Source organism: Aquimarina sp. BL5 (assembly GCF_003443675.1).
Lineage (GTDB): Bacteria > Bacteroidota > Bacteroidia > Flavobacteriales > Flavobacteriaceae > Aquimarina.
The window spans coordinates 3,284,358-3,303,982 of sequence record NZ_CP031963.1; the positions used below are offsets into that span (position 1 = coordinate 3,284,358).

17 protein-coding genes are annotated in these 19,625 nt (G+C 33.6%); 10 read left to right on the forward strand and 7 right to left on the reverse strand.

The genetic code is table 11. The annotated features are described in order from the left end of the window. Window positions 1–64: 64 nt before the first annotated feature. The 4 genes from D1818_RS13925 to D1818_RS13940 all read left to right on the forward strand — a co-directional run bounded on the left by D1818_RS13925 (window position 65) and on the right by D1818_RS13940 (window position 4,828). Window positions 65–1,753, forward strand: coding sequence for an ABC transporter ATP-binding protein (locus D1818_RS13925; protein ID WP_118459613.1), 1,689 nt, complete (start codon window positions 65–67; stop codon window positions 1,751–1,753). Between the two features lie 98 nt (window positions 1,754–1,851). After that, on the forward strand, window positions 1,852–2,322 hold the full coding sequence (locus D1818_RS13930; protein WP_118459614.1) for a hypothetical protein: 471 nt from the start codon (window positions 1,852–1,854) through the stop codon (window positions 2,320–2,322). A 155-nt stretch (window positions 2,323–2,477) separates the two neighbouring features. After that, window positions 2,478–3,611 (forward strand): SPFH domain-containing protein, encoded by a 1,134-nt coding sequence (locus tag D1818_RS13935; protein ID WP_118459615.1) that lies wholly within the window; start codon window positions 2,478–2,480, stop codon window positions 3,609–3,611. A gap of 101 nt (window positions 3,612–3,712) precedes the next feature. Continuing rightward, window positions 3,713–4,828: a DNA helicase PriA gene (locus D1818_RS13940; protein WP_118459616.1), complete on the forward strand. Its 1,116-nt coding sequence runs from the start codon at window positions 3,713–3,715 to the stop codon at window positions 4,826–4,828. Window positions 4,829–4,833: 5 nt separating this feature from the next. Here the strand turns inward: D1818_RS13940 and D1818_RS13945 are convergent, their stop codons facing one another. The 7 genes from D1818_RS13945 to D1818_RS13975 all read right to left on the reverse strand — a co-directional run bounded on the left by D1818_RS13945 (window position 4,834) and on the right by D1818_RS13975 (window position 13,645). Next, window positions 4,834–5,325 carry a hypothetical protein gene (locus D1818_RS13945; protein WP_118459617.1) on the reverse strand — a complete coding sequence of 164 codons (492 nt, stop codon included), beginning with the start codon at window positions 5,323–5,325 and terminating at the stop codon, window positions 4,834–4,836. A gap of 65 nt (window positions 5,326–5,390) precedes the next feature. After that, window positions 5,391–9,110 carry a T9SS type A sorting domain-containing protein gene (locus D1818_RS13950; RefSeq protein WP_118459618.1) on the reverse strand — a complete coding sequence of 1,240 codons (3,720 nt, stop codon included), beginning with the start codon at window positions 9,108–9,110 and terminating at the stop codon, window positions 5,391–5,393. Window positions 9,111–9,199: 89 nt separating this feature from the next. Beyond that, entirely contained in the window at window positions 9,200–9,574 is a 375-nt protein-coding gene (locus D1818_RS13955; RefSeq protein WP_118459619.1) for a hypothetical protein, read from the reverse strand. 213 nt (window positions 9,575–9,787) lie between these two features. After that, window positions 9,788–11,341 carry an aldehyde dehydrogenase family protein gene (locus tag D1818_RS13960; protein WP_118459620.1) on the reverse strand — a complete coding sequence of 518 codons (1,554 nt, stop codon included), beginning with the start codon at window positions 11,339–11,341 and terminating at the stop codon, window positions 9,788–9,790. Between the two features lie 165 nt (window positions 11,342–11,506). Next, window positions 11,507–12,043 (reverse strand): 3-hydroxyanthranilate 3,4-dioxygenase, encoded by a 537-nt coding sequence (locus D1818_RS13965; RefSeq protein WP_118459621.1) that lies wholly within the window; start codon window positions 12,041–12,043, stop codon window positions 11,507–11,509. A gap of 114 nt (window positions 12,044–12,157) precedes the next feature. Beyond that, a complete protein-coding gene (locus tag D1818_RS13970; RefSeq protein WP_147406188.1) occupies window positions 12,158–12,370 on the reverse strand; it encodes a hypothetical protein in 213 nt (70 codons plus the stop codon). 351 nt (window positions 12,371–12,721) lie between these two features. Further along, on the reverse strand, window positions 12,722–13,645 hold the full coding sequence (locus D1818_RS13975; RefSeq protein ID WP_118459623.1) for a nicotinic acid mononucleotide adenyltransferase: 924 nt from the start codon (window positions 13,643–13,645) through the stop codon (window positions 12,722–12,724). A gap of 214 nt (window positions 13,646–13,859) precedes the next feature. On the opposite strand from D1818_RS13975, the gene D1818_RS13980 reads away from it, so the two are divergent. The 6 genes from D1818_RS13980 to D1818_RS14005 all read left to right on the forward strand — a co-directional run bounded on the left by D1818_RS13980 (window position 13,860) and on the right by D1818_RS14005 (window position 18,330). Next, window positions 13,860–14,855 carry an NAD(P)H-dependent glycerol-3-phosphate dehydrogenase gene (locus tag D1818_RS13980; RefSeq protein WP_118459624.1) on the forward strand — a complete coding sequence of 332 codons (996 nt, stop codon included), beginning with the start codon at window positions 13,860–13,862 and terminating at the stop codon, window positions 14,853–14,855. A gap of 63 nt (window positions 14,856–14,918) precedes the next feature. After that, a complete protein-coding gene (locus D1818_RS13985) occupies window positions 14,919–15,164 on the forward strand; it encodes a VF530 family DNA-binding protein (RefSeq protein WP_118459625.1) in 246 nt (81 codons plus the stop codon). 107 nt (window positions 15,165–15,271) lie between these two features. Then, complete coding sequence (locus D1818_RS13990; protein ID WP_118459626.1) at window positions 15,272–15,718, forward strand: nuclear transport factor 2 family protein; 447 nt, start codon at window positions 15,272–15,274, stop codon at window positions 15,716–15,718. A gap of 169 nt (window positions 15,719–15,887) precedes the next feature. Next, a complete protein-coding gene (locus tag D1818_RS13995; protein WP_118459627.1) occupies window positions 15,888–16,346 on the forward strand; it encodes a nuclear transport factor 2 family protein in 459 nt (152 codons plus the stop codon). A 14-nt stretch (window positions 16,347–16,360) separates the two neighbouring features. Beyond that, window positions 16,361–17,203, forward strand: a complete 843-nt coding sequence (locus D1818_RS14000) for a sulfurtransferase (protein WP_233558612.1) — start codon at window positions 16,361–16,363, stop codon at window positions 17,201–17,203. 29 nt (window positions 17,204–17,232) lie between these two features. Further along, window positions 17,233–18,330, forward strand: coding sequence for a glycoside hydrolase family 3 N-terminal domain-containing protein (locus D1818_RS14005; protein WP_118459628.1), 1,098 nt, complete (start codon window positions 17,233–17,235; stop codon window positions 18,328–18,330). Window positions 18,331–19,625: the final 1,295 nt, after the last annotated feature.

Genomic DNA, 19,625 nt, shown 5'->3' on the forward strand with positions numbered 1-19,625 from the left:
GAACTAGCTCACTACATTTCATTTCTTTGGGTGGAATTGGCTAAATTTACTTAGTTTTGATTCTATGGAAACTGATGCTTTACTTTCTCTTAAAAATATAAACGTCTCTTTTTCTTCTGAGGAAAAAGAAAACCAAGTATTGTATGACATTTCATTTGATATCAATTCTAATGAAATCTTAGGTGTTGTAGGAGAATCTGGAAGTGGTAAGTCAGTAACTTCTTTAGCTATTATGGGATTACTTCCTACGCATACCGCAAAAGTTTCCGGACAAATCTTGTATGATAACCATTCTCTGCTTGATTTGGATACTAAAACATTAAGATCTATCCGAGGTAATGAAATCGCTATGATTTTTCAGGAACCCATGAGTTCTCTTAATCCATCTATGAAATGTGGTAAACAGGTTATAGAGATATTGTTACAACATACTGATTTGTCAAAATCCAAAGCTAAGGAAGAAGTGCTTTCATTGTTTGAAAAAGTAAAACTCCCTGATAGCATTCGTGCCTATAATTCTTATCCTCATGAACTAAGCGGTGGACAAAAACAACGCATAATGATTGCTATGGCCATTGCTTGTAAGCCTAAACTACTTATTGCCGATGAACCTACAACTGCATTAGATGTTACTGTACAGAAAGAAATCATTAGTTTGTTAAAAGAACTACAGAAAGAATATAAAATGAGTATTCTCTTCATTTCTCACGACTTATCTTTGGTATCTGAAATTGCAGATAAGGTTCTAGTAGTTTATCAAGGTAAAATGGTAGAATATGGTGCTACATCAGAAATTTTTAATAATCCCCAAAAAGAATATACCAAAGCATTAATTCATGCCAGGCCATCACTGGATGTTAGGTTTAAAAATCTACCTACGATAGAAGATTACCTTACTGATCAGACAGCAGAAAGAGAAATTATTACTAAAACACAAAGAATACAACAACACAAAGAATTATATAGCAACCCTCCTCTTTTAGAAGTAAGAAATGTAGAAAAAACATTTTTTTCTAAAGCTGGATTGTTTGGTAAAAAAGAATTTAAAGCAGTTGATGGAGTTAGCTTTAAATTGTACGAAGGTGAAACATTGGGTCTTGTTGGAGAATCTGGATGTGGTAAATCTACTTTAGGAAACACAATTCTACAATTAGACAAAGCAAATAGCGGTGAGATTTTATATAAGGGTCGGGATATTACGAAAATTTCTTCTTCAGAAATAAGAAGTTTAAGAAAAGAGATTCAGTTAATATTTCAAGATCCATTTGCATCTCTAAATCCACGTTTAACAATTGGTAAAGCGATTATGGAGCCTATGAAAGCCCATAATCTTTATGATAATAACGCAGAGCGAAAAGAAAAAACTATTAATTTATTAGAACGCGTTGGGTTAGATCCAGCATATTTTAACCGATATCCTCATGAATTTAGTGGTGGCCAACGTCAACGTATCGGAATTGCTAGAACTATAGCGCTTCAGCCTAAATTAATCATTTGTGATGAATCTGTAAGTGCCTTGGACATTTCCGTTCAGGCACAGGTTTTGAATTTATTGAATGAGCTAAAAGAAAAATTTGGTTTTACTTATATTTTTATATCTCATGATTTGGCTGTGGTAAAATATATGTCTGATCAATTATTAGTTATGAATCAAGGTAAAATTGAAGAACAAGGAGATGCGGACAACATCTACGCAAACCCTAAGAATGAATACACTAAAAAACTAATTGATGCCATCCCCAAAGGTATGTAGTATTATCATAAACATCCATAACCTTCAAGTTTCCTATTCTCCATGTTTACCTTTTTGTTTTCACCCACACTAAGTTTTAAATAACAAAACTTAAAATAATGAAAACAACAATGAAATTTTTAACGTATGTCTTTATGGCTTTTACTTTAGTACTAACCTCTTGTGATGGAGAAGATGGAGCAAATGGGCTTGATGGAGCAATTGGTCCACAAGGACCAGCAGGTCAAGATGGAAATGCCAATGTAGTTTCTGTATCAGTGGATGCATATACTGTAGCTATTGGCCAAAATGAAATCTTAGTTCCAGAGCTAACTCAAGAAATATATGATAATGGATTTGTATTTGGATACACAACCGTAAACGGAAATTCATTCTGGGAAACTTTACCTGTAGTAATCAATGAAAATACTCTTCTTGATATTGATAGAATCGAAGTTGGTAAAATTATTTTAACCTCTACTTTTGATCAAACGCTGGACTTTAGATTTGTTCTTATTGAAGGAACCGATATTAGTGGTTTTAATTTTAGTAGTTATGAAGATGTTCAATCATATTATAATTTAGACTAACATAACAATAATTAATATCCACCTTTATTTGTACTCTGCGACCCTTTTATATTAAACATAATAGGGTCGCTACTTTTAGAATTAAATCAAATTAAATTTTTACACAAGCGTCCTATTTTGTAGTTTTAGAACACGAATTATAAATCAACTCACCAATGGGAATTTTTGACGAAATAAAGAAGAAGCTTAGTAACGAATTTATAGATATTATAGAATGGTTAGACAACACGCAGGATACCATTGTACATAGATTCGAACGTTATCAAAATGAAATAAAACACGGTGCTCAGTTAATAGTTAGAGAAGGGCAAACAGCTGTTTTCATTAATGAAGGTCAATTAGCAGATGTATTTGAACCTGGAACATATACGTTAAATACTCAAAATTTACCGATTCTAACAACTCTAAAAGGCTGGAAATATGGATTTAACAGTCCTTTTAAAGCAGAAGTCTATTTTGTAAACACTCACCTATTTACTAATGAAAAATGGGGAACAAAAAATCCAATAACACTCAATGATGATCGCTTTGGATTGGTAGAAATTAGAGCCTTCGGAACCTATGCATTTAAAATTAGTGATCCTGGAAAATTTATTGTTGATATTGTTGGTACAGACGCCAATTTTACCAATTTCGAAATCAATGAGCATCTTAAAAGTTTAATTTCTACTCGTTTTACGGATACAGTAGGAGAAGCCAACTTTCCGATAGAACTATATGCTGCTAATACTACAGAACTATCAGAAACTTGCAAGGAAGTAATGCAACCTGAATTTCAATCTGTAGGTATTTCTTTAGAAAAGTTCTTCATTGAAAATGTTTCTATGCCTGAGGATTTAAAGAAAGAAATCTTCGAATATAGTAGAATTGACAAGCTCGATCTCGATAAACTAACCAAGTTTAAAACAGCCAAGGCTATCGAAGCTGCTGCTGCCAATGAAGGTGGTACTGCCGGAGCCGGAATGGGAATGGGAATGGGCTTTGTGCTTGCTCAACAAATGGGTGGTATGATGAATCCAATGGCTACTCAACAACAAGCGCAACCTCAGCAAACTTCTCCTGTAGCTCCTCCACCAATGCCAGTTCAGGCGCAGTATTTCTATGCTTCTAATGGTCAGCAAGCTGGCCCCGTATCTTTTGATCAGTTAAAAGCATTATTTGCCAATAGAACGGTTAATAAAGATTCTTTAGTCTGGAAACAAGGAATGGCCAATTGGACGGCTATTAAAGATGTAGAAGAGTTAAAATCATTCTTAGGAGGAAGTACTCCTCCTCCATTGCCAGCATAAAAAACAATGTTGTGTTAATAAAAAATCCTTATACCAACCTTCTTCTGTCTAAGACGGAAGAAGGAACTATTTTGTAAAACCTTTAGTATTATAATTCCTGCATGGAAGAAGAGAAAAAAGTATTTTCTGAACAAAAAAAATCTTGTGTTAATTGTGGTGCCGAACTAACCTATAAACCTGGAACTACTCAGATTACCTGTGATTATTGTGGACATGAGGAAACTATTGTACAGCACGAAGATGGTTTTAAAGAATTAGAACTAAAACCGTATCTGGATGAAATGGGATCTCTTTCTCATTCTGAAGAGATTATGATGCTTCATTGTAAAAATTGCGGTGCAAACCAGCATATTGAAGAAAATTATAAATCGCTTCACTGCGTATATTGTACAATGCCTTTGATCATAGAAGATGCCTACAAGGAAGATTGGATTCTTCCTGGCGCAGTATTACCATTTCAGTTCGATCAGAAAAAATCACATCAAATATTTTCTAAATGGGTAAAAGGATTATGGTTTGCTCCTAATAATCTTCAGAAAGCCGCCTTAGATCCAGAACATACCAAAGGCTTGTATTTACCTTATTGGACATTTGACGCACAATTATATGCAACTTATACAGGGCAAAGAGGGGATTATTATTATGTAAGTGTTCCCTATACTACTACGGTTAATGGAAAATCAGTACAACGAACAAGACAAGAAAGAAGAACTAGGTGGAGCCCAGCAAGTGGTAATGTTAACGGTTTTGTAGATGATACTCTTATAAAAGCTTCTCATCAGCGTAAAAATCCTATACCGTCTAAAATTGCTCATTGGAATCTTCAATCTTTAGAGCCATTTAACACTAGTTTTTTGGCTGGTTTTGTTACCGAAAAATACACGATACCTTTAAAAGATGGTCATTTGTCTTCTACGCAAGAAGCCGAAAGGATAGCACGCTCTTGGGCACGTCACGATATTGGTGGTGATACACAACGGGTACATTCTATTAATATGAGTTTATCAGAAGAAACCTTTAAACATATCTTACTTCCTGTTTATATCAGTGCTTATAAATATAATGGAAAGAAATACAATTTCTTTGTCAATGGACAAACAGGAAAGATCTCCGGAAAAAGACCTTATTCTTTTTGGAAAATATTTTTCTTTAGCCTTTTTATTATTGCCATAATTCTGCTTATAATTTGGTTAGCAAATACGTATGGGGGTCAATAACAAAACTACTTTTTAGGTGTAAAACTAATGATTTTATAAGCTGTCTTACTGCTATTTCGACATAAAACTTCTAACACCACAAGATTAATCTCTTTATTTACATCAGTTTTCTTTTGTAATGTTTCCAAATTCCTTAATTGATTTTTAGTAAGTCCAAAAATAACTTCTTGTTTGGATGAGATCACATTAACAATACCCGAGCCTGAACCAATAATCTTTTTTACTTTTATCCTTACGGTAACCTCATATAACGTTCCGCAAATAGACTTATTTTCAAAAATCTCGAGAACAATTCCTTTAAGGCGTATGGTGTTTGGTGATATTTGATTATTGGAAATTACACTTGTTTTAGTTATTTGGTTATCGTTTTGATCCCCAAACTTTGGCTTCTCTACTTTTGGCTTCTGAGTATTACTCTTTTCTTTTTCTTGAGCAATACTGTTTGATTTACAAGAAAATAAGATTATAATCAAGCCTATATACATTAATTTATTCATGATGTCTTTAAAATGAAAAAAGGAGTCAATTAAATCAACTCCTTTTTTTATAATTAATTGTTATTCTATCTCTTTAGTAATTTAACAACGGTATTGGATTTTGTTCCTGAGATTTTTGCATAATATAATCCAGATGCCAAACTTGATGCGTCCCAAGTAATATTAGCGCTAGAATTAACATCAGATATAGTATGTATTAAATTACCTGTACTATTAAAAATATTGATGCTTACACTTTTACTTGATTTCGAAATAGTGTCTCCAAGATTAAAGAAAAATTCATTACTCGATGGATTAGGATATACAGCAATATCTTTTGTAAAATCTAATGTCGTTAATGGAGCTTCAGCTTCAGGTACAATAGGTTCTATATCAGAGCCTATAATATCGCCAAAAATTTGAAAAATTTGATCTAAAGGTGTTCTTTCAAAAACGACAGAAGCTGTTGACCAATCTGTTGCCCCTAATCCAAAAATATTAGCCGCATCTCTGAATTGTGTTTCTTCTCCTATAACATTATCCTGCGAAGCCCAAAACCACTGATTTGTTCCTGGATTAAACGCCAGGTTTACATATATAGAGATCCAATATTCACCACTCTTCAGCGTAACTATTTCCGGAAGAAGAATATTTAGATTAGAATTATCAAGTTCTGATATTGGAGCAATGCCTCCACTGTTATAGATCTCATCACCCGGTAATCCAGCATTATTCTCATAAATCACTATGGTAGCACTATTGAAAGAAGGGGTTCCTCGGAGTCCTCCAAATGCCAGTATCCTATCAATATTCCAAGTGTTTCCTTCGGGTACAGTAAAATCATCAGCTGATTGTGCTAATCCTCCAAAATCCAAGAAATTCTGAGACGGTAATGTTCCTATTTGAGTGTTCGTCTGCTCATAGATTGACGGCTCTGATACGGTTACTGTAAAACCTTCAGAAACTTGTTCTTCTCCAGAGGTAGCAATCAATCCAATAGAAGCAGCCCCAACAGAATCAGGAGTATAAGATAATGTTAGCGTATTACCAGATAACACAGTCGTTACTAATTCTGGATCAGAATTTATTAATTCAATATCAATTGGTAATCCCTGCGATTGTACAAACAAACCTGTTACGTCTATTACTGTTTCCTCGTTATTTTCATCTACTCCAAAATCATCCAATAAAAAAGCAACACTCAAGTTAGATTCTGGTAATGGATTAGCGTTTATTGGAAAACGCGCACTAAACAGTCCATTTCCATGAGAAGCAACTGCTATAAATCCATCTTTTCTAGTAACTACCTCATCGGTTACTGCATTACCTATAGCAAAATTCTCTTTTCTCCATACCGTATTTTGTCCATTCAATCCTCTAGTAGAATATAAGCCTGTACTTGTCGCCGCAAATATTCTCTGTAACCTAGCTCCTATTCTACTCGTACTACCACCTAAAAATGCTGTACTTCTAACAGAAGGACCATTACCCGTACCATCTGCATTTTCTTCTAAATTACCACTAATATTTGTCCAGGTATCTCCTCCGTCTTCTGTAACAAAGACACTAGGAATTCCGTAGTTAGAATACGTAACAATTACTCTATCCGCATTAGATGGATCTATATTAATATCATTGACAAAACCTGCAGGTAATCCTTTTCCTGAAGTTATGTCCACAGCTTGCTGATTATCTATATTAGCATTGTCCATTCTAAATACGATCCCGGAATTTGTACCGTAATACAATCTATTAGCTACTGGAAATTTAGAAACTTCTAACGCACTTATTGTCGATCCATCAGGCGTTGATGAACTTGTAATATTCACCCAGTTTTCTGTTGCATTTGTATTCGTAAATAAAGGCAATTCATCGAGATCATTATTCCTCCAGATAGTATTTCCTGCTGGCATATACATAATGTTATCATTATTGGGATCAAGAATAAATGGATTGATAAAAGCAAAACCCGCAGCTCCCGCAGGCTCTACTGCGGAGAATGATTCAAAAACTCCTTCTTCATCAAAATTAAACCTAAACACGTTACCTCCTTGAGAAGAAACATAACGAGTTCTCCCATTATCAGCAATTGCACTATAAGCTCCATCCCCTCCAAAATCCGATTGCCAAATAGCATCAGAATCAGTAGAATTCGTAAACCACGTTCCATTATCTTGGAATCCAGCCACTAAATCATCTGTATTTGGTTCTGGATCGAATGCCACGTGATAAGGTTGTGTAGTTAAATATCCATTACTTAAAGAAGTCCAAGTTACTGGTTCTCCTGGATTAACAGCTGTAATATCTTCGGTTACAGATACCCCTCCGTCATGTCCATTTAATACTCTATTCGGATTTGATGGATAAAATAATAAGGCGTGTTGATCTGGATGATTATTAGTATATAGGTTAAATGCCTCTGGTGTAGAAGAACTATATCCCGCTATCCAATCTCCTGCTCCCGCTGGAGTTGTAAATCCTGTTGTAGATCTATATAAGTTAGTTCCTCCAACAAATACTAAATTAGAATCCGAAGGGCTTACTTTAACGACCATATCATATCCACCCTGAATATTAAAAGTTCCGCCTCTTGAACCAATATCTCCAGGAAGGTTCCCTGTAAGATCGGTCCAAGGTTCTTCTTCAGATGCAGATGCATTATATCTATGCAAAAATGCTGGCGAAGCTATACCTTGAGTTTGATTTGCAGTAAAAAAATATACAATATCTTCATTTGACGGGTCTATACCCATAACGGACCTACCATATGCTTCTGGTAAAAAATCCGGAGTAATTTCTGTCCAAGTATTTCCTCCATCTTCAGAGGTAAAATAACCATTATTTGGTGCACTACCAGAATCCATAGTTGCGTACAACTGACCCGTTGAAGAAATTGTCACTTCGGCAAAAGTATCAAACCCACCTGATAGTACCTCTGTAAATGTATTTCCTCCATCTTGTGATCTCTGAACACCAGTTATTGTTCCTGCATAAACGTCTCCATTGGTAGGATCTATGACAATAGAATTAATCAAATCAAAAGGAGCATCAACAGAAAAAACACCAACATCTTCATTGATTGTGGCTCTAAGGAGTTCCCAAGTACGACCACCATTTCGTGATTTGTATATACCCGACCCTTGATAAAAAGCACCACCTGCTCCTGCAGAATTACCCGAACGCTCACCTGATGCATAATACCAAGTAAAACTATGTCTTGGTCTTGGGTCTTGTACAATTGCTGTAATACTTGGGCTCTGGAAAGACCTTGTCACTTTTCTCCAAGACTGGCCTCCGTTTTCAGATCTCCAAAGACCTCCAGAAACACCTCCTGCAAGAATTACATTTTCGTTTGTACGATCAATAGCCAAAGCACGAGTTCTGCCGCCTACATTAAACGGCCCTCTGTTTTTCCAGAAAGAAAATCTACCTGCTTTCGAAGATTTCGGAGCTGTTGCAAGTGATTTTTCAGAATCATCACTAGTATTGATCTTACCAGAAAACTGAAGCTCAGCTTTTCTAATGCCATCAGGAATTTTTCCAGTATAAGGGTTTTTTAAACGAGCAAACTCAAATTCTGATCGTTCAATAGCATTGTCACCTTTCCGCTCAAGGGGTGTTTTTGAATCTGTAGATCCTTTTTTGCTATCAAACATTTTTGTTTGCTTATACAACTGATGACCTTTATTCGGTTTTGGATCAGCACTCGTTTTTAATTGTTGTGTTTGAGAAGTTACAGAATAGGTTGTGAAAACCAATGTACAAACACACAGACCTCTTTTGAGGCATTGCAGAATTGTATTCATATTATGAGTTGATTTTGTGTGAACACTAAAGTTAACTCATTGACAATAAAATACTTGTTAAAATATTATCAAAATATAATACTATTTTATTAATTAGGTTGAAGCATAATTTCTCTGCTTTCGGTAATCACGTGACAGATGTCTTTATCTACGATAATCGGAATAGTGGAGGTAAATGTTTCATAACCATTACCACTAACGGTTATGATATAAGTTCCTGTTCGCTCATAAGCTCCCACAAATGTATTAGAATCAGGTAGAAGCTGAAGTGTTTCTGTATAGTTATTATCTTTCGCTACGACAGTAATTCCAGTAACTAAAAACATATCGCTAGTACTATCTGTTAAAGTAATTTCTAGTCCGGGTCTGGCCTCTGTTGTACAAAAAACAGGGTCTGATGTATCTTGTTCATCTATATTACAAGCCGAACAAATTACTAAAAGAATTAAAATTAATTTCTTCATATCTCTTTTACATATTTATAGTAAAGATGCAATTATAAGGTTGTGGTTGCGTCTTTATTTTTACGAAGATATATATTCATTATAAAATTACTTTATTTTTACTAGTTTCATAAGGAGCTCCTTTCATTAAAACTAAAGATAATAGCCGTAATAAAAAAGTATCCTTTCTTATTTAAAAAAAAGGATACTTTTAAGATATACAGTCTTATTTTTTTACAAATCAAATTTAATCCCTTGAGCTAAAGGCAATTCAGTTGTGTAATTTATTGTATTAGTTTGTCTACGCATATACACTTTCCAAGCATCCGAACCAGATTCTCTACCTCCACCGGTTTCTTTTTCTCCTCCAAAAGCTCCTCCGATTTCGGCACCAGAAGTTCCTATATTTACATTCGCAATTCCACAATCAGATCCTGCATGAGATAAGAATCTTTCAGCCTCGCGAAGGTTATTAGTCATAATAGCGGAAGATAGTCCTTGAGCTACACCATTCTGAACATCAATCGCATTTTCTACATCACCACTATATTTTAATAAATATAAAACTGGTGCAAACGTTTCGTGCTGAACAATTTCGAATGAATTATCAGCTTCTGCTATTGCTGGTTTTACATAACATCCACTTTCATATCCTTCTCCAGACAGCACACCGCCTTCTACAACAATATTCCCGCCTTCTTCAACTACTTTTTCTAAAGCATTTTGATATCCTTTTACCGCATCTTTGTCAATAAGAGGACCTACGTGATTATTTTCATCTAATGGATTTCCTATACGTAATTGCTTATACGCATCAACTACTGCGTTTTTTACTGTATCATACACGGATTCGTGAATGATCAATCTTCTAGTAGATGTACATCGTTGTCCAGCAGTTCCTACTGCACCGAACACAGCACCAATAACTGTCATTTTAATATCCGCATCCGGTGTTACAATGATTGCATTATTACCACCTAACTCTAATAGTGATTTACCTAAACGCTGTCCTACAGTTGCTCCAACAATTTTACCCATTCTGGTAGATCCTGTTGCAGAAATTAGTGGCATACGCTTATCAGTGGTCATCATCTCACCTACTTTATAGTCACCATTAATAAGACAAGAAATTCCCTCAGGAAGATCATTGTCTTTTAAAACTTTAGCAATAATATTCTGACAAGCAATTCCACACAATGGTGTTTTTTCACTTGGTTTCCATACACATACATCACCACAAATCCATGCTAAAGCTGTATTCCATGCCCAAACTGCCACTGGAAAGTTAAATGCAGAGATAATCCCAACAATTCCCATTGGATGATATTGTTCATACATCCTATGTCCTGGTCGCTCCGAATGCATAGTCAATCCGTGTAATTGTCTTGATAATCCAACCGCAAAATCACAGATATCAATCATTTCCTGTACTTCTCCTAGTCCTTCTTGATACGATTTACCCATTTCGTAAGAAACAAGCTTACCTAGTGGTTCTTTTAAAACACGTAGCTCTTCTCCAAACTGTCTTACGATTTCTCCTCTAAGAGGTGCTGGCTTTATCTTCCATGATTTAAACGCTGATTGTGCTTTTTCTATCACTTTTTCGTAATCATCAGTAGTGGTAGTTGTCACTTTCCCGATTAAATTACCATCTACAGGAGAAAAAGATGATATTTCTTCTCCATTAGAAAACCAATCAGAACCTGTAGAAGTTCCTTTATTTAGATCAGAAACACCTAATTGCTTTAATGCTTCTTTTATTCCAAAATCTGTTGCTATAGCTGCCATGTTTTTTGAATTATATTTTTAAAGATGGTAAAGATACTGTGTTTTGAAGATATATTAAATTTTGACCTGTTATATTGATGATTTTGAATAATATTTTAAAAAAACATCCTTAAAAAAATCAATCTTATATTATTACTAAAAGTTTTAGATTAAATTGACTCTTTATTATTCTGTAATAAATCTCTTGTCTACTGGCATTTCTACACCACAATCATTGCAAGTTCTTAAAGATTTATTTCCATAAAAATCTTTAAAATGTTTTAGAAAATCCTTCTCAATATCATGCAACTTAAAATATACCTCGTGTAATTTGTTATTGCAGTTGTCGCAAAACCATAATAATCCATCTTCTGCCTCAAGATCAACTCGCTTTCTTTCTATTACAAGTCCAATAGATCCTTCATAACGAACCGGAGAATGAGGTACTTTTGCAGGATGTAGATACATATCACCTGGTCCCAACTTCATGGTTTTTTTTTCACCATCTTCCTGAATATGGACTTCTATCTCTCCTTCTAACTGATAGAATAGCTCTTCTGTTTCATTATAGTGATAGTCCTTTCTGGCGTTTGGCCCGGCGACAATCATAACAATATAATCTCCCGCTTCTTTGTATAAATTTTTATTACCAACTGGTGGTTTTAATGTATCTCTATTTTCTTCTATCCACTTATTAAGATTAAAAGGTCTTTGGATTGCCATACTTATTTATATTTTGAAATATAAAATTAAGGAAATGGTAGTGAATCTTTCTAAAAACTAAAGTAATCTTATCTAAAAAAATAAAAGCGGACCAAAGTCCGCTTATTTTTAGGTTTAGCAACCTGTATCTTCATATTCTAAACTTCCATCCGTTGGACAAGGGTCTGAACACGATTGTGTAATTAAAATTGGAAAAGGCCTATTTCCTGGTCTGAATACACAAGCACAGCACTCATCAAAAAATGGGAAACCTCCTCCTTGAATGGATTTCTGTGCAATCTTACTTAACTTTTTACTGTTGTCGATGTTTAAAATTTTTTTAAGCATAATATAAAATTGATTTGTTATGTAATTAAAGATAAAAAAAGAATATGGTCTTTTGTTATCTTTAGCACAAAACACATCCTCAATTTCATCAATTTGAGGTCTTATTATCAAATACTTATGCTCATCTTCAATAACATATAAAAAAGGGTTTTTTTAATATGAAAACATTGATAATCTTATAAAAAACTTGCGACATTACGATATAAGTTCGGAATTAGTTCCAGTAGGAATTTTGCCATTACAAAGCGATATGTCACTAAAAAGAAATCGCCCAGACAAGATTTCTCTTGTAGAGCGATTTCCAACTAAATAACCAACCAAAAAAATTTATATCGTCTAGCGCGACTTGTTTTATTTTGAAAGCTTCATAAAATCAGCTTTTTTTAATCTTTTCTTATCATTCTGCGATGGTTTTCCATCTTTAGAATTTTTAAACTGTAGGTATCCTCTACCAACAAATTCATAAATAGTTCCCGAAACAGGATGTAATAATTCTATCTTACTATCATTTATAACGGTCAACTCGAAATATTCATTGCCCAAATAATCGTAATCAAGTGTTAAATTTTTCATATAGAAATTATTAGCAACATCTTCTACAGCATAATACCCTGTATAATCGTAGTATATATCATTGATATTAGACACGTTAACATCTTCTGAACTTCTAAAATTATCTCCTGATCCGTAATACAAAAACTGTAAATAGTTTTCGTTATCAAACTCATTTAAAGCTCCAAACTCACTAGTATATACTTTTTCCCAAGTTGTATACTCGTGCAAGAAGTAATGTATATTGTCATAGAATACTCTATCATAATCAAAAGTGTTTCTTTGATATCCTATCAAATAATAACTCGTATTCGTAACTCCGTCATATAATCTTATTTCATTATTTCCATTTTGGATTACATCCAGACTATATGTCCCGTCTATGTCATGACTAATATCTACTTCCATACCAAAAGTGTTGTAAAACCCAACATCCAAACCAAAACCGTTTCCGTTGCTTCCAATCCCCACCAGATTATTATTGGCATAAAAGGTTCCATTTTTAAACGAAACTGTAAATGCTTTCTGAAGGAAAGGAATCTCTCCATTACCTTGGGTACGTTCTATATCTACATACCATATTTCGTATGTGTTTAATAAATCATTCAAAGAAATAGAAGGCTCTTCGATGTAAATATCATCTTCTACAATAACTTCTGCTACACAGGAAGTTAAAAGCATTGAACCTAAGAGAAAAGCCGAAAGTAATTTTAAAGTCTTCATAAGCTATGTGTTTTTAATTTTATCTGCTCTTTTTATTGTTTTTTTACTTGTCAGATAGAATTCGCCATAGAACGTTTAGTTTTGTATCAACATATTCTAATGGCTCATTTCAAATAAGAGAAACCAAAACGTGTGCCAAAAATATATTCAATTGATTATCAACTGTTTATTTTGAGGCGTATTTTGCTTATTTTTGAGCTCACAATCATTTTACATGGATAAAGAATTAAAATTTGCCGTAATCGGTGGTGGTAGTTGGGCTACTGCCATTGTAAAAATGCTAACAGAAAACCTGAATGAGGTTGGCTGGTATATGAGAAGTGCATACGCTGTAGAACACCTCAAAAGGCAACAACATAATCCTAACTATCTAAGCTCTGTAGAGTTTAACCTTGAGCAGTTAAAACTTACCAATGATATTAACGAAGCTGTGGAATATGCAGATTATCTCATTTTTGCGATTCCTTCTGCATTCTTACATACCGAATTAGAAAAACTTACTGCCTCATTAAAGGATAAAGTTATTTTTTCTGCTATTAAAGGAATTGTCCCTGAAACCGGATTAATTGTTGGCGAACATTTTCATGATGTGTATAATATTCCCTTTGATAATATTGGGGTGATTACCGGTCCATGTCATGCAGAGGAAGTGGCATTAGAGCGTCTTTCCTACTTAACAATTGCTTCTAATGATGAAGCAAAAGCAGAGATTATAGCAAAAAACCTAAGTAGTGAATATATCAAATGCAAAGTTAGTGATGATATCATCGGAACTGAATATGCCGCTGTATTAAAAAATATTTATTCTGTTGCCGCAGGAATTGCTCACGGTTTAGGATATGGAGACAATTTTCAGAGTGTATTGATGAGTAATGCTATTCGCGAAATGAAACGTTTTATTAAGAAGATTCATAAAATGAAACGTAATATCAACGATTCAGCATACTTAGGAGATCTGCTGGTTACTGGCTATTCTATTTTTTCTCGTAATCGTATGTTTGGCAATATGATTGGTAAAGGGTACACTGTAAAAAGTGCTCAAATGGAAATGAATATGGTTGCCGAGGGATACTATGCGGCCAAAACAGCTTATGAACTAGATGCAACCAGTAGTACGCGTACCCCAATTATTGATGCTGTTCATGACATATTATACGAAAACAAAAACCCTAAAAAGATATTTAAAAAACTAACAGATAAGCTGGATTAATAGGTCCATCCAAAAGTTCTCACCTATTGAAGAATAGGCAACATTTAACCAATAACCTCATTAATGGACCGTCAAAGTAATACTAACAAAAAACAACCGAATAACCCTTTACACGGAATGAAGTTGTTAACTATATTAGAATTGTTAGTAGAACATTATGGATGGGAAAAATTAGCTAATAAAATTCCCATTAACTGTTTCAAAAATGATCCATCAATTAAATCTAGTCTCAAGTTTTTAAGAAAAACACAATGGGCAAGAGATAAAGTTGAAGATCTTTATCTGGAATTTGACAGAAAAACAAGATAGAAGATATGCTTACTAGATAAAAAATAGTTTTGTAATCTTTCATATCAATTTTATAACTACAGACAGGAACTTCTTAAAAAGCGTTATTTCTTTGTAACTTTATAAACATGAAAGAGCTTATTGAAACATTTTATACCGGCTTAAATGAACAAAATGCAGAAAAGATGATATCCTGTTATCATGAAGATGTAGTTTTTGAAGATCCTGCTTTTGGAAAACTAAATAGTGATAGAGCCAAAAAAATGTGGAAAATGCTTTGTAAAAATGGGAAAGATATGAAAATAGAATTCTCTAAAATAGAAGCGAATGATCAAAAAGGGTCTGCACACTGGGAAGCCTGGTATACTTTTAGTCAAACAGGAAGATCTGTTCATAATAGTATTGATGCAGAATTCGAATTTAAAGATGGTAAAATTATAAAACATATAGATCATTTTAATCTACACCAATGGGCTTCGCAAGCCATTGGATGGAAAGGTAAATTATTAGGAGGGACCAATTTCTTTAAGAAAAAACTACAGCAACAAACCAATAGATTACTTGATAAGTTTTAAGCAAATTAACTTAAGGGTATTTTAACTAATAAATAAAAAATAGGAAGTATTAAATGCTTATTTTTCAATTGTTTTTAATAGTTAGAAAGCATTTGTTAATAGAGATAGTTTTTAACCACAACTTAAAAGTTATTATGAATTGAACTGTTTTTTAGAAATTTGAATTAAAATGACAGAGTTAGTTAATACTTTTTATACTGCATTAAGTGATCACGACGCAGAAAAAATGGTTTCCCTTTACCATGATGAAATTGTTTTTAAAGATCCAATTTTTGGTGAGTTGAAGGGTCAAACAGCTAAAAAAATGTGGTATTGGCTTCTGGAAAATGGTCCAGACATGAGGATCAAATATTCTAATGTTAAAGGCAATGACTCTACAGGTTCTGCATACTGGGAGGCTCGATACACTTTCGGTTTAGAAAAAAAGCCCGTTATCAATAAAGTAAAAGCCAACTTTGAATTTGAAAATGGTAAAATAATTAAGCATACCGATGATTTCAGTTTACATCGCTGGGCAGCACAAAGCATGGGTTGGAAAGGAAAAATTATGGGTGGAACTATTTATTTTAAAAAAAAATTACAATTCAAATCCAGAACCATGCTTAAAAACTATCATATACCTTCCTAAAATAACATAGTATAATGAAGATCATAGATACACCTTTGGTTTCAACAGAGTGGCTCTCAACCCACTTAGATCATCCCGATCTTGTTATTCTGGATGCGAGTATAAAGAAAGTAACTTCCTCTAAAGAATCGTCAAAACAAGATCTGAAAATACCAGGTGCACGTTTTTTTGATATTAAAAAAATCTTCTCTGATCAAGAATCCGATTTACCTAATATGCTTCCGCCTTCTGATAGTTTTGAAAAAGGTTGTAGAAATTTAGGAATCAATGCAGATTCCAAAATTGTGATTTATGATACTATCGGGATATATTCCAGTCCGAGAGCTTGGTGGATGTTTACCATAATGGGACATAGTGAGGTAGCCGTACTTGATGGTGGTTTACCAGAATGGATTAATCAAGACTTATCGACTGAAAACAAAGGGAATACAGCAATATTTCCAATTGGAAGTTTTAAAATAAACGATCGTTTCAAATATGCTGTTAATGCTGATGATGTTTTATTTGAAATGAACAGTTCAGATTCTCTTATCATTGATGCTCGCTCATATGGCAGGTTTATGGGAACCGATCCAGAGCCACGATCAGATTTAAAAAGTGGGCACATCCCAAATTCCCTGAGTCTCCCATACACCAAAGTTTTACAAGATGGAAAAATACTACCAACTAAAGAACTTGTTAAACTATTTGCCGATTTTGATATTGAAAATAAAAAACTGATCTTTAGCTGCGGTTCAGGTATTACGGCTTGTATCATTTTATTAGCCGCTAAACTCTCTGGATATACCAATCTACGGGTTTACGATGGTTCGTGGACCGAATGGGGCCAATTAGAAGGTGTTCCGATCGAGTGTTAATCTATAGAAACCAACCCTAATTCTTATTTATGCGATATTTTCCTTTATTAGTCCTTTCTGTTTTATGTAATCTTCAAATTAATGGGCAGTCTCAGAAATTCGGTTTGCAAGATTTTTATACTTACAATTCTGAATTAGAATACACCGTAGATTCCATCTATCATACACTTTCAGAAAAACAGCAAGTAGCCCAAATGATCATCTCATCAGCCGGTGAATTAGGTAAACCCATGGCTACGGTAAAAAAGTTGACCGAAAATGACGCCATTGGCGGTGTAGTTTTCTTAAAAGGAAGTAAAAAAACACATACGGAAAGTATTAACATCTTAAATGAGATTTCTTCCAAAAACAAAACGCTTCCGCTACTCTTTAGTATGGACGCGGAACCAAGTCTATTTGCTAGTCGTATTAAAGGAGCAAAAGATGTAGGTAAAACAATTGATATAAAAACGGAAGCACAATCAGATGCCGTAGTAAATACTATTAATACTGAACTTAGAGAAATAGGAGTTCATCATAACTATGCTCCGGTTTTAGACATAAGTGCCAGTAATGAAGCGATCAAATCGAGAAGTTACGGCAGCAACAAAGACTCAGTGATTAGTCTAGCTAATCAATTCATAAAATGTACACAAGCAGGAGGAATAATTGCTACCGCAAAACATTTTCCTGGCCATGGATTGGTAAAAGGAGATACGCATAAACAGAGCGTTTATATTGATGGATCGCTACAAGAAGTAGCTAATTACAAGCAGATTATTGAAGATGGAGTGCTATCTATTATGATTGCCCATATTACTATACAGAATAATGAAAAATATGGAACAGATGGTTTACCATCCAGTTGCTCCAGAAAAATTATCACTGGTTTGCTAAAAGAAGAAATGGGATTTAAAGGAGTCATCATTTCTGATGCACTTAACATTATGAAAGCAGTTACGATTCTGGATAATGCTCCCCTATTAGCTTCAAAAGCCGGTTGTGACCTAATTTTGATGCCTCAGAACGAAAATACGACAATTAATGCTATTCTTGCTGAAATGAAAACAAATCCTGCCTATAAAAAACAAGTAATACAATCTGTTAAGAAGGTATTGCGATTAAAGGTTTGTGGAGGAGTTATTTAGTGTAATAACAATTAATTTCCAAAACAATAACCTAAAGAAAACCGAATTGAATAGCTGCTTAAATTATAAATTCATCTATTTGACAAACAGATAATTATGTTTAAGTAACTCTATTAGAAGGAGAAACGCTTTTTTTAAAGTATAAATTGAATCAATTTTCTTAGGTAAATGTTAAAGTTTATCCTGTTTGCAAAATTTCGCTATTAGCTTCAATCTTTTAAACCTAAAATGACCCAACCCCTTTTTTACTTAACTTTGTATTAAGAGAAATTTTCATGTTTTTTTTTATACTTTTTATAATGTTTAAAAATTAACATATCTTTAACATTTAAAGACTACAATTTTTTATTCCACATTGTTTAATAAATTTGAATTGAGTTACATCTCTATTGTGATAGTTGATAATTCTGAATAACTTTTAGTTTAACAAAAAACAATAAATTGTAAATTTGATACCGTCTGAAGAATATTTCTGAAGGACAATTATAGCTGAAAAGTATTATGCCTTAGGAAAGCATAAAAAAAGCCAGAAGTGCAATTCTGGCTTTGATAATTGTTAACCACCTTTAAATTTTTATCAAAAAATATTATGGACCCAATCCAATTATTTATGATACTACTTATTATAGTAGTGCTTAAAAGCGATTAATTTCTCTTTTATGGAATGAAGTACAAGGTACGACGAATTCTCACAGTCTTTTTTAAAACCGCCTATTCCAGTAGGTGGTTTTTTTATACCCACACATATAAGTGGTGGGTTACAAAAGTAAATAAAAATTGTCACTTTTTTGTTTAGAATAAACAATTTTTAACGATTCTTTATTTCATTTAACCCCTTTTAGAGAGATTTCAGAAGCTAAACAACATAAATATTTATCATTTCTTTATTGTCATAGAATAACACTCGATTTTTAAGGTAGGAGATTTTGTTGGTTTCTTTGTTAACAACGTTCATCAACTATTTAAGGAAGTATGCGAAAATAATTTTAATTTTACAAGTGGGGAAATTAGGAATTGATTTGTAAATTTGTTACTGAAATTAGGTTTGACTAATCAGTAATCTTTTAATAATCAAAAAACCTTTGTAACCAAGTACTCATTTATATTATAAAGAAATTGAGGATTGTAGAAGGAGCTTATCTGCCCAGAAGGTAGTAGGCATAAAAAAAAACTGATTGACCGCCAAGTAAATCAGTTTTGGTAAGTTCTTACGTTAACGTAACCATACTACCACCAAAACGAAATTATGAGCGTTGAAACCTTAATTTCATTAGCTGGCCTTTTGCTAGCGCTTG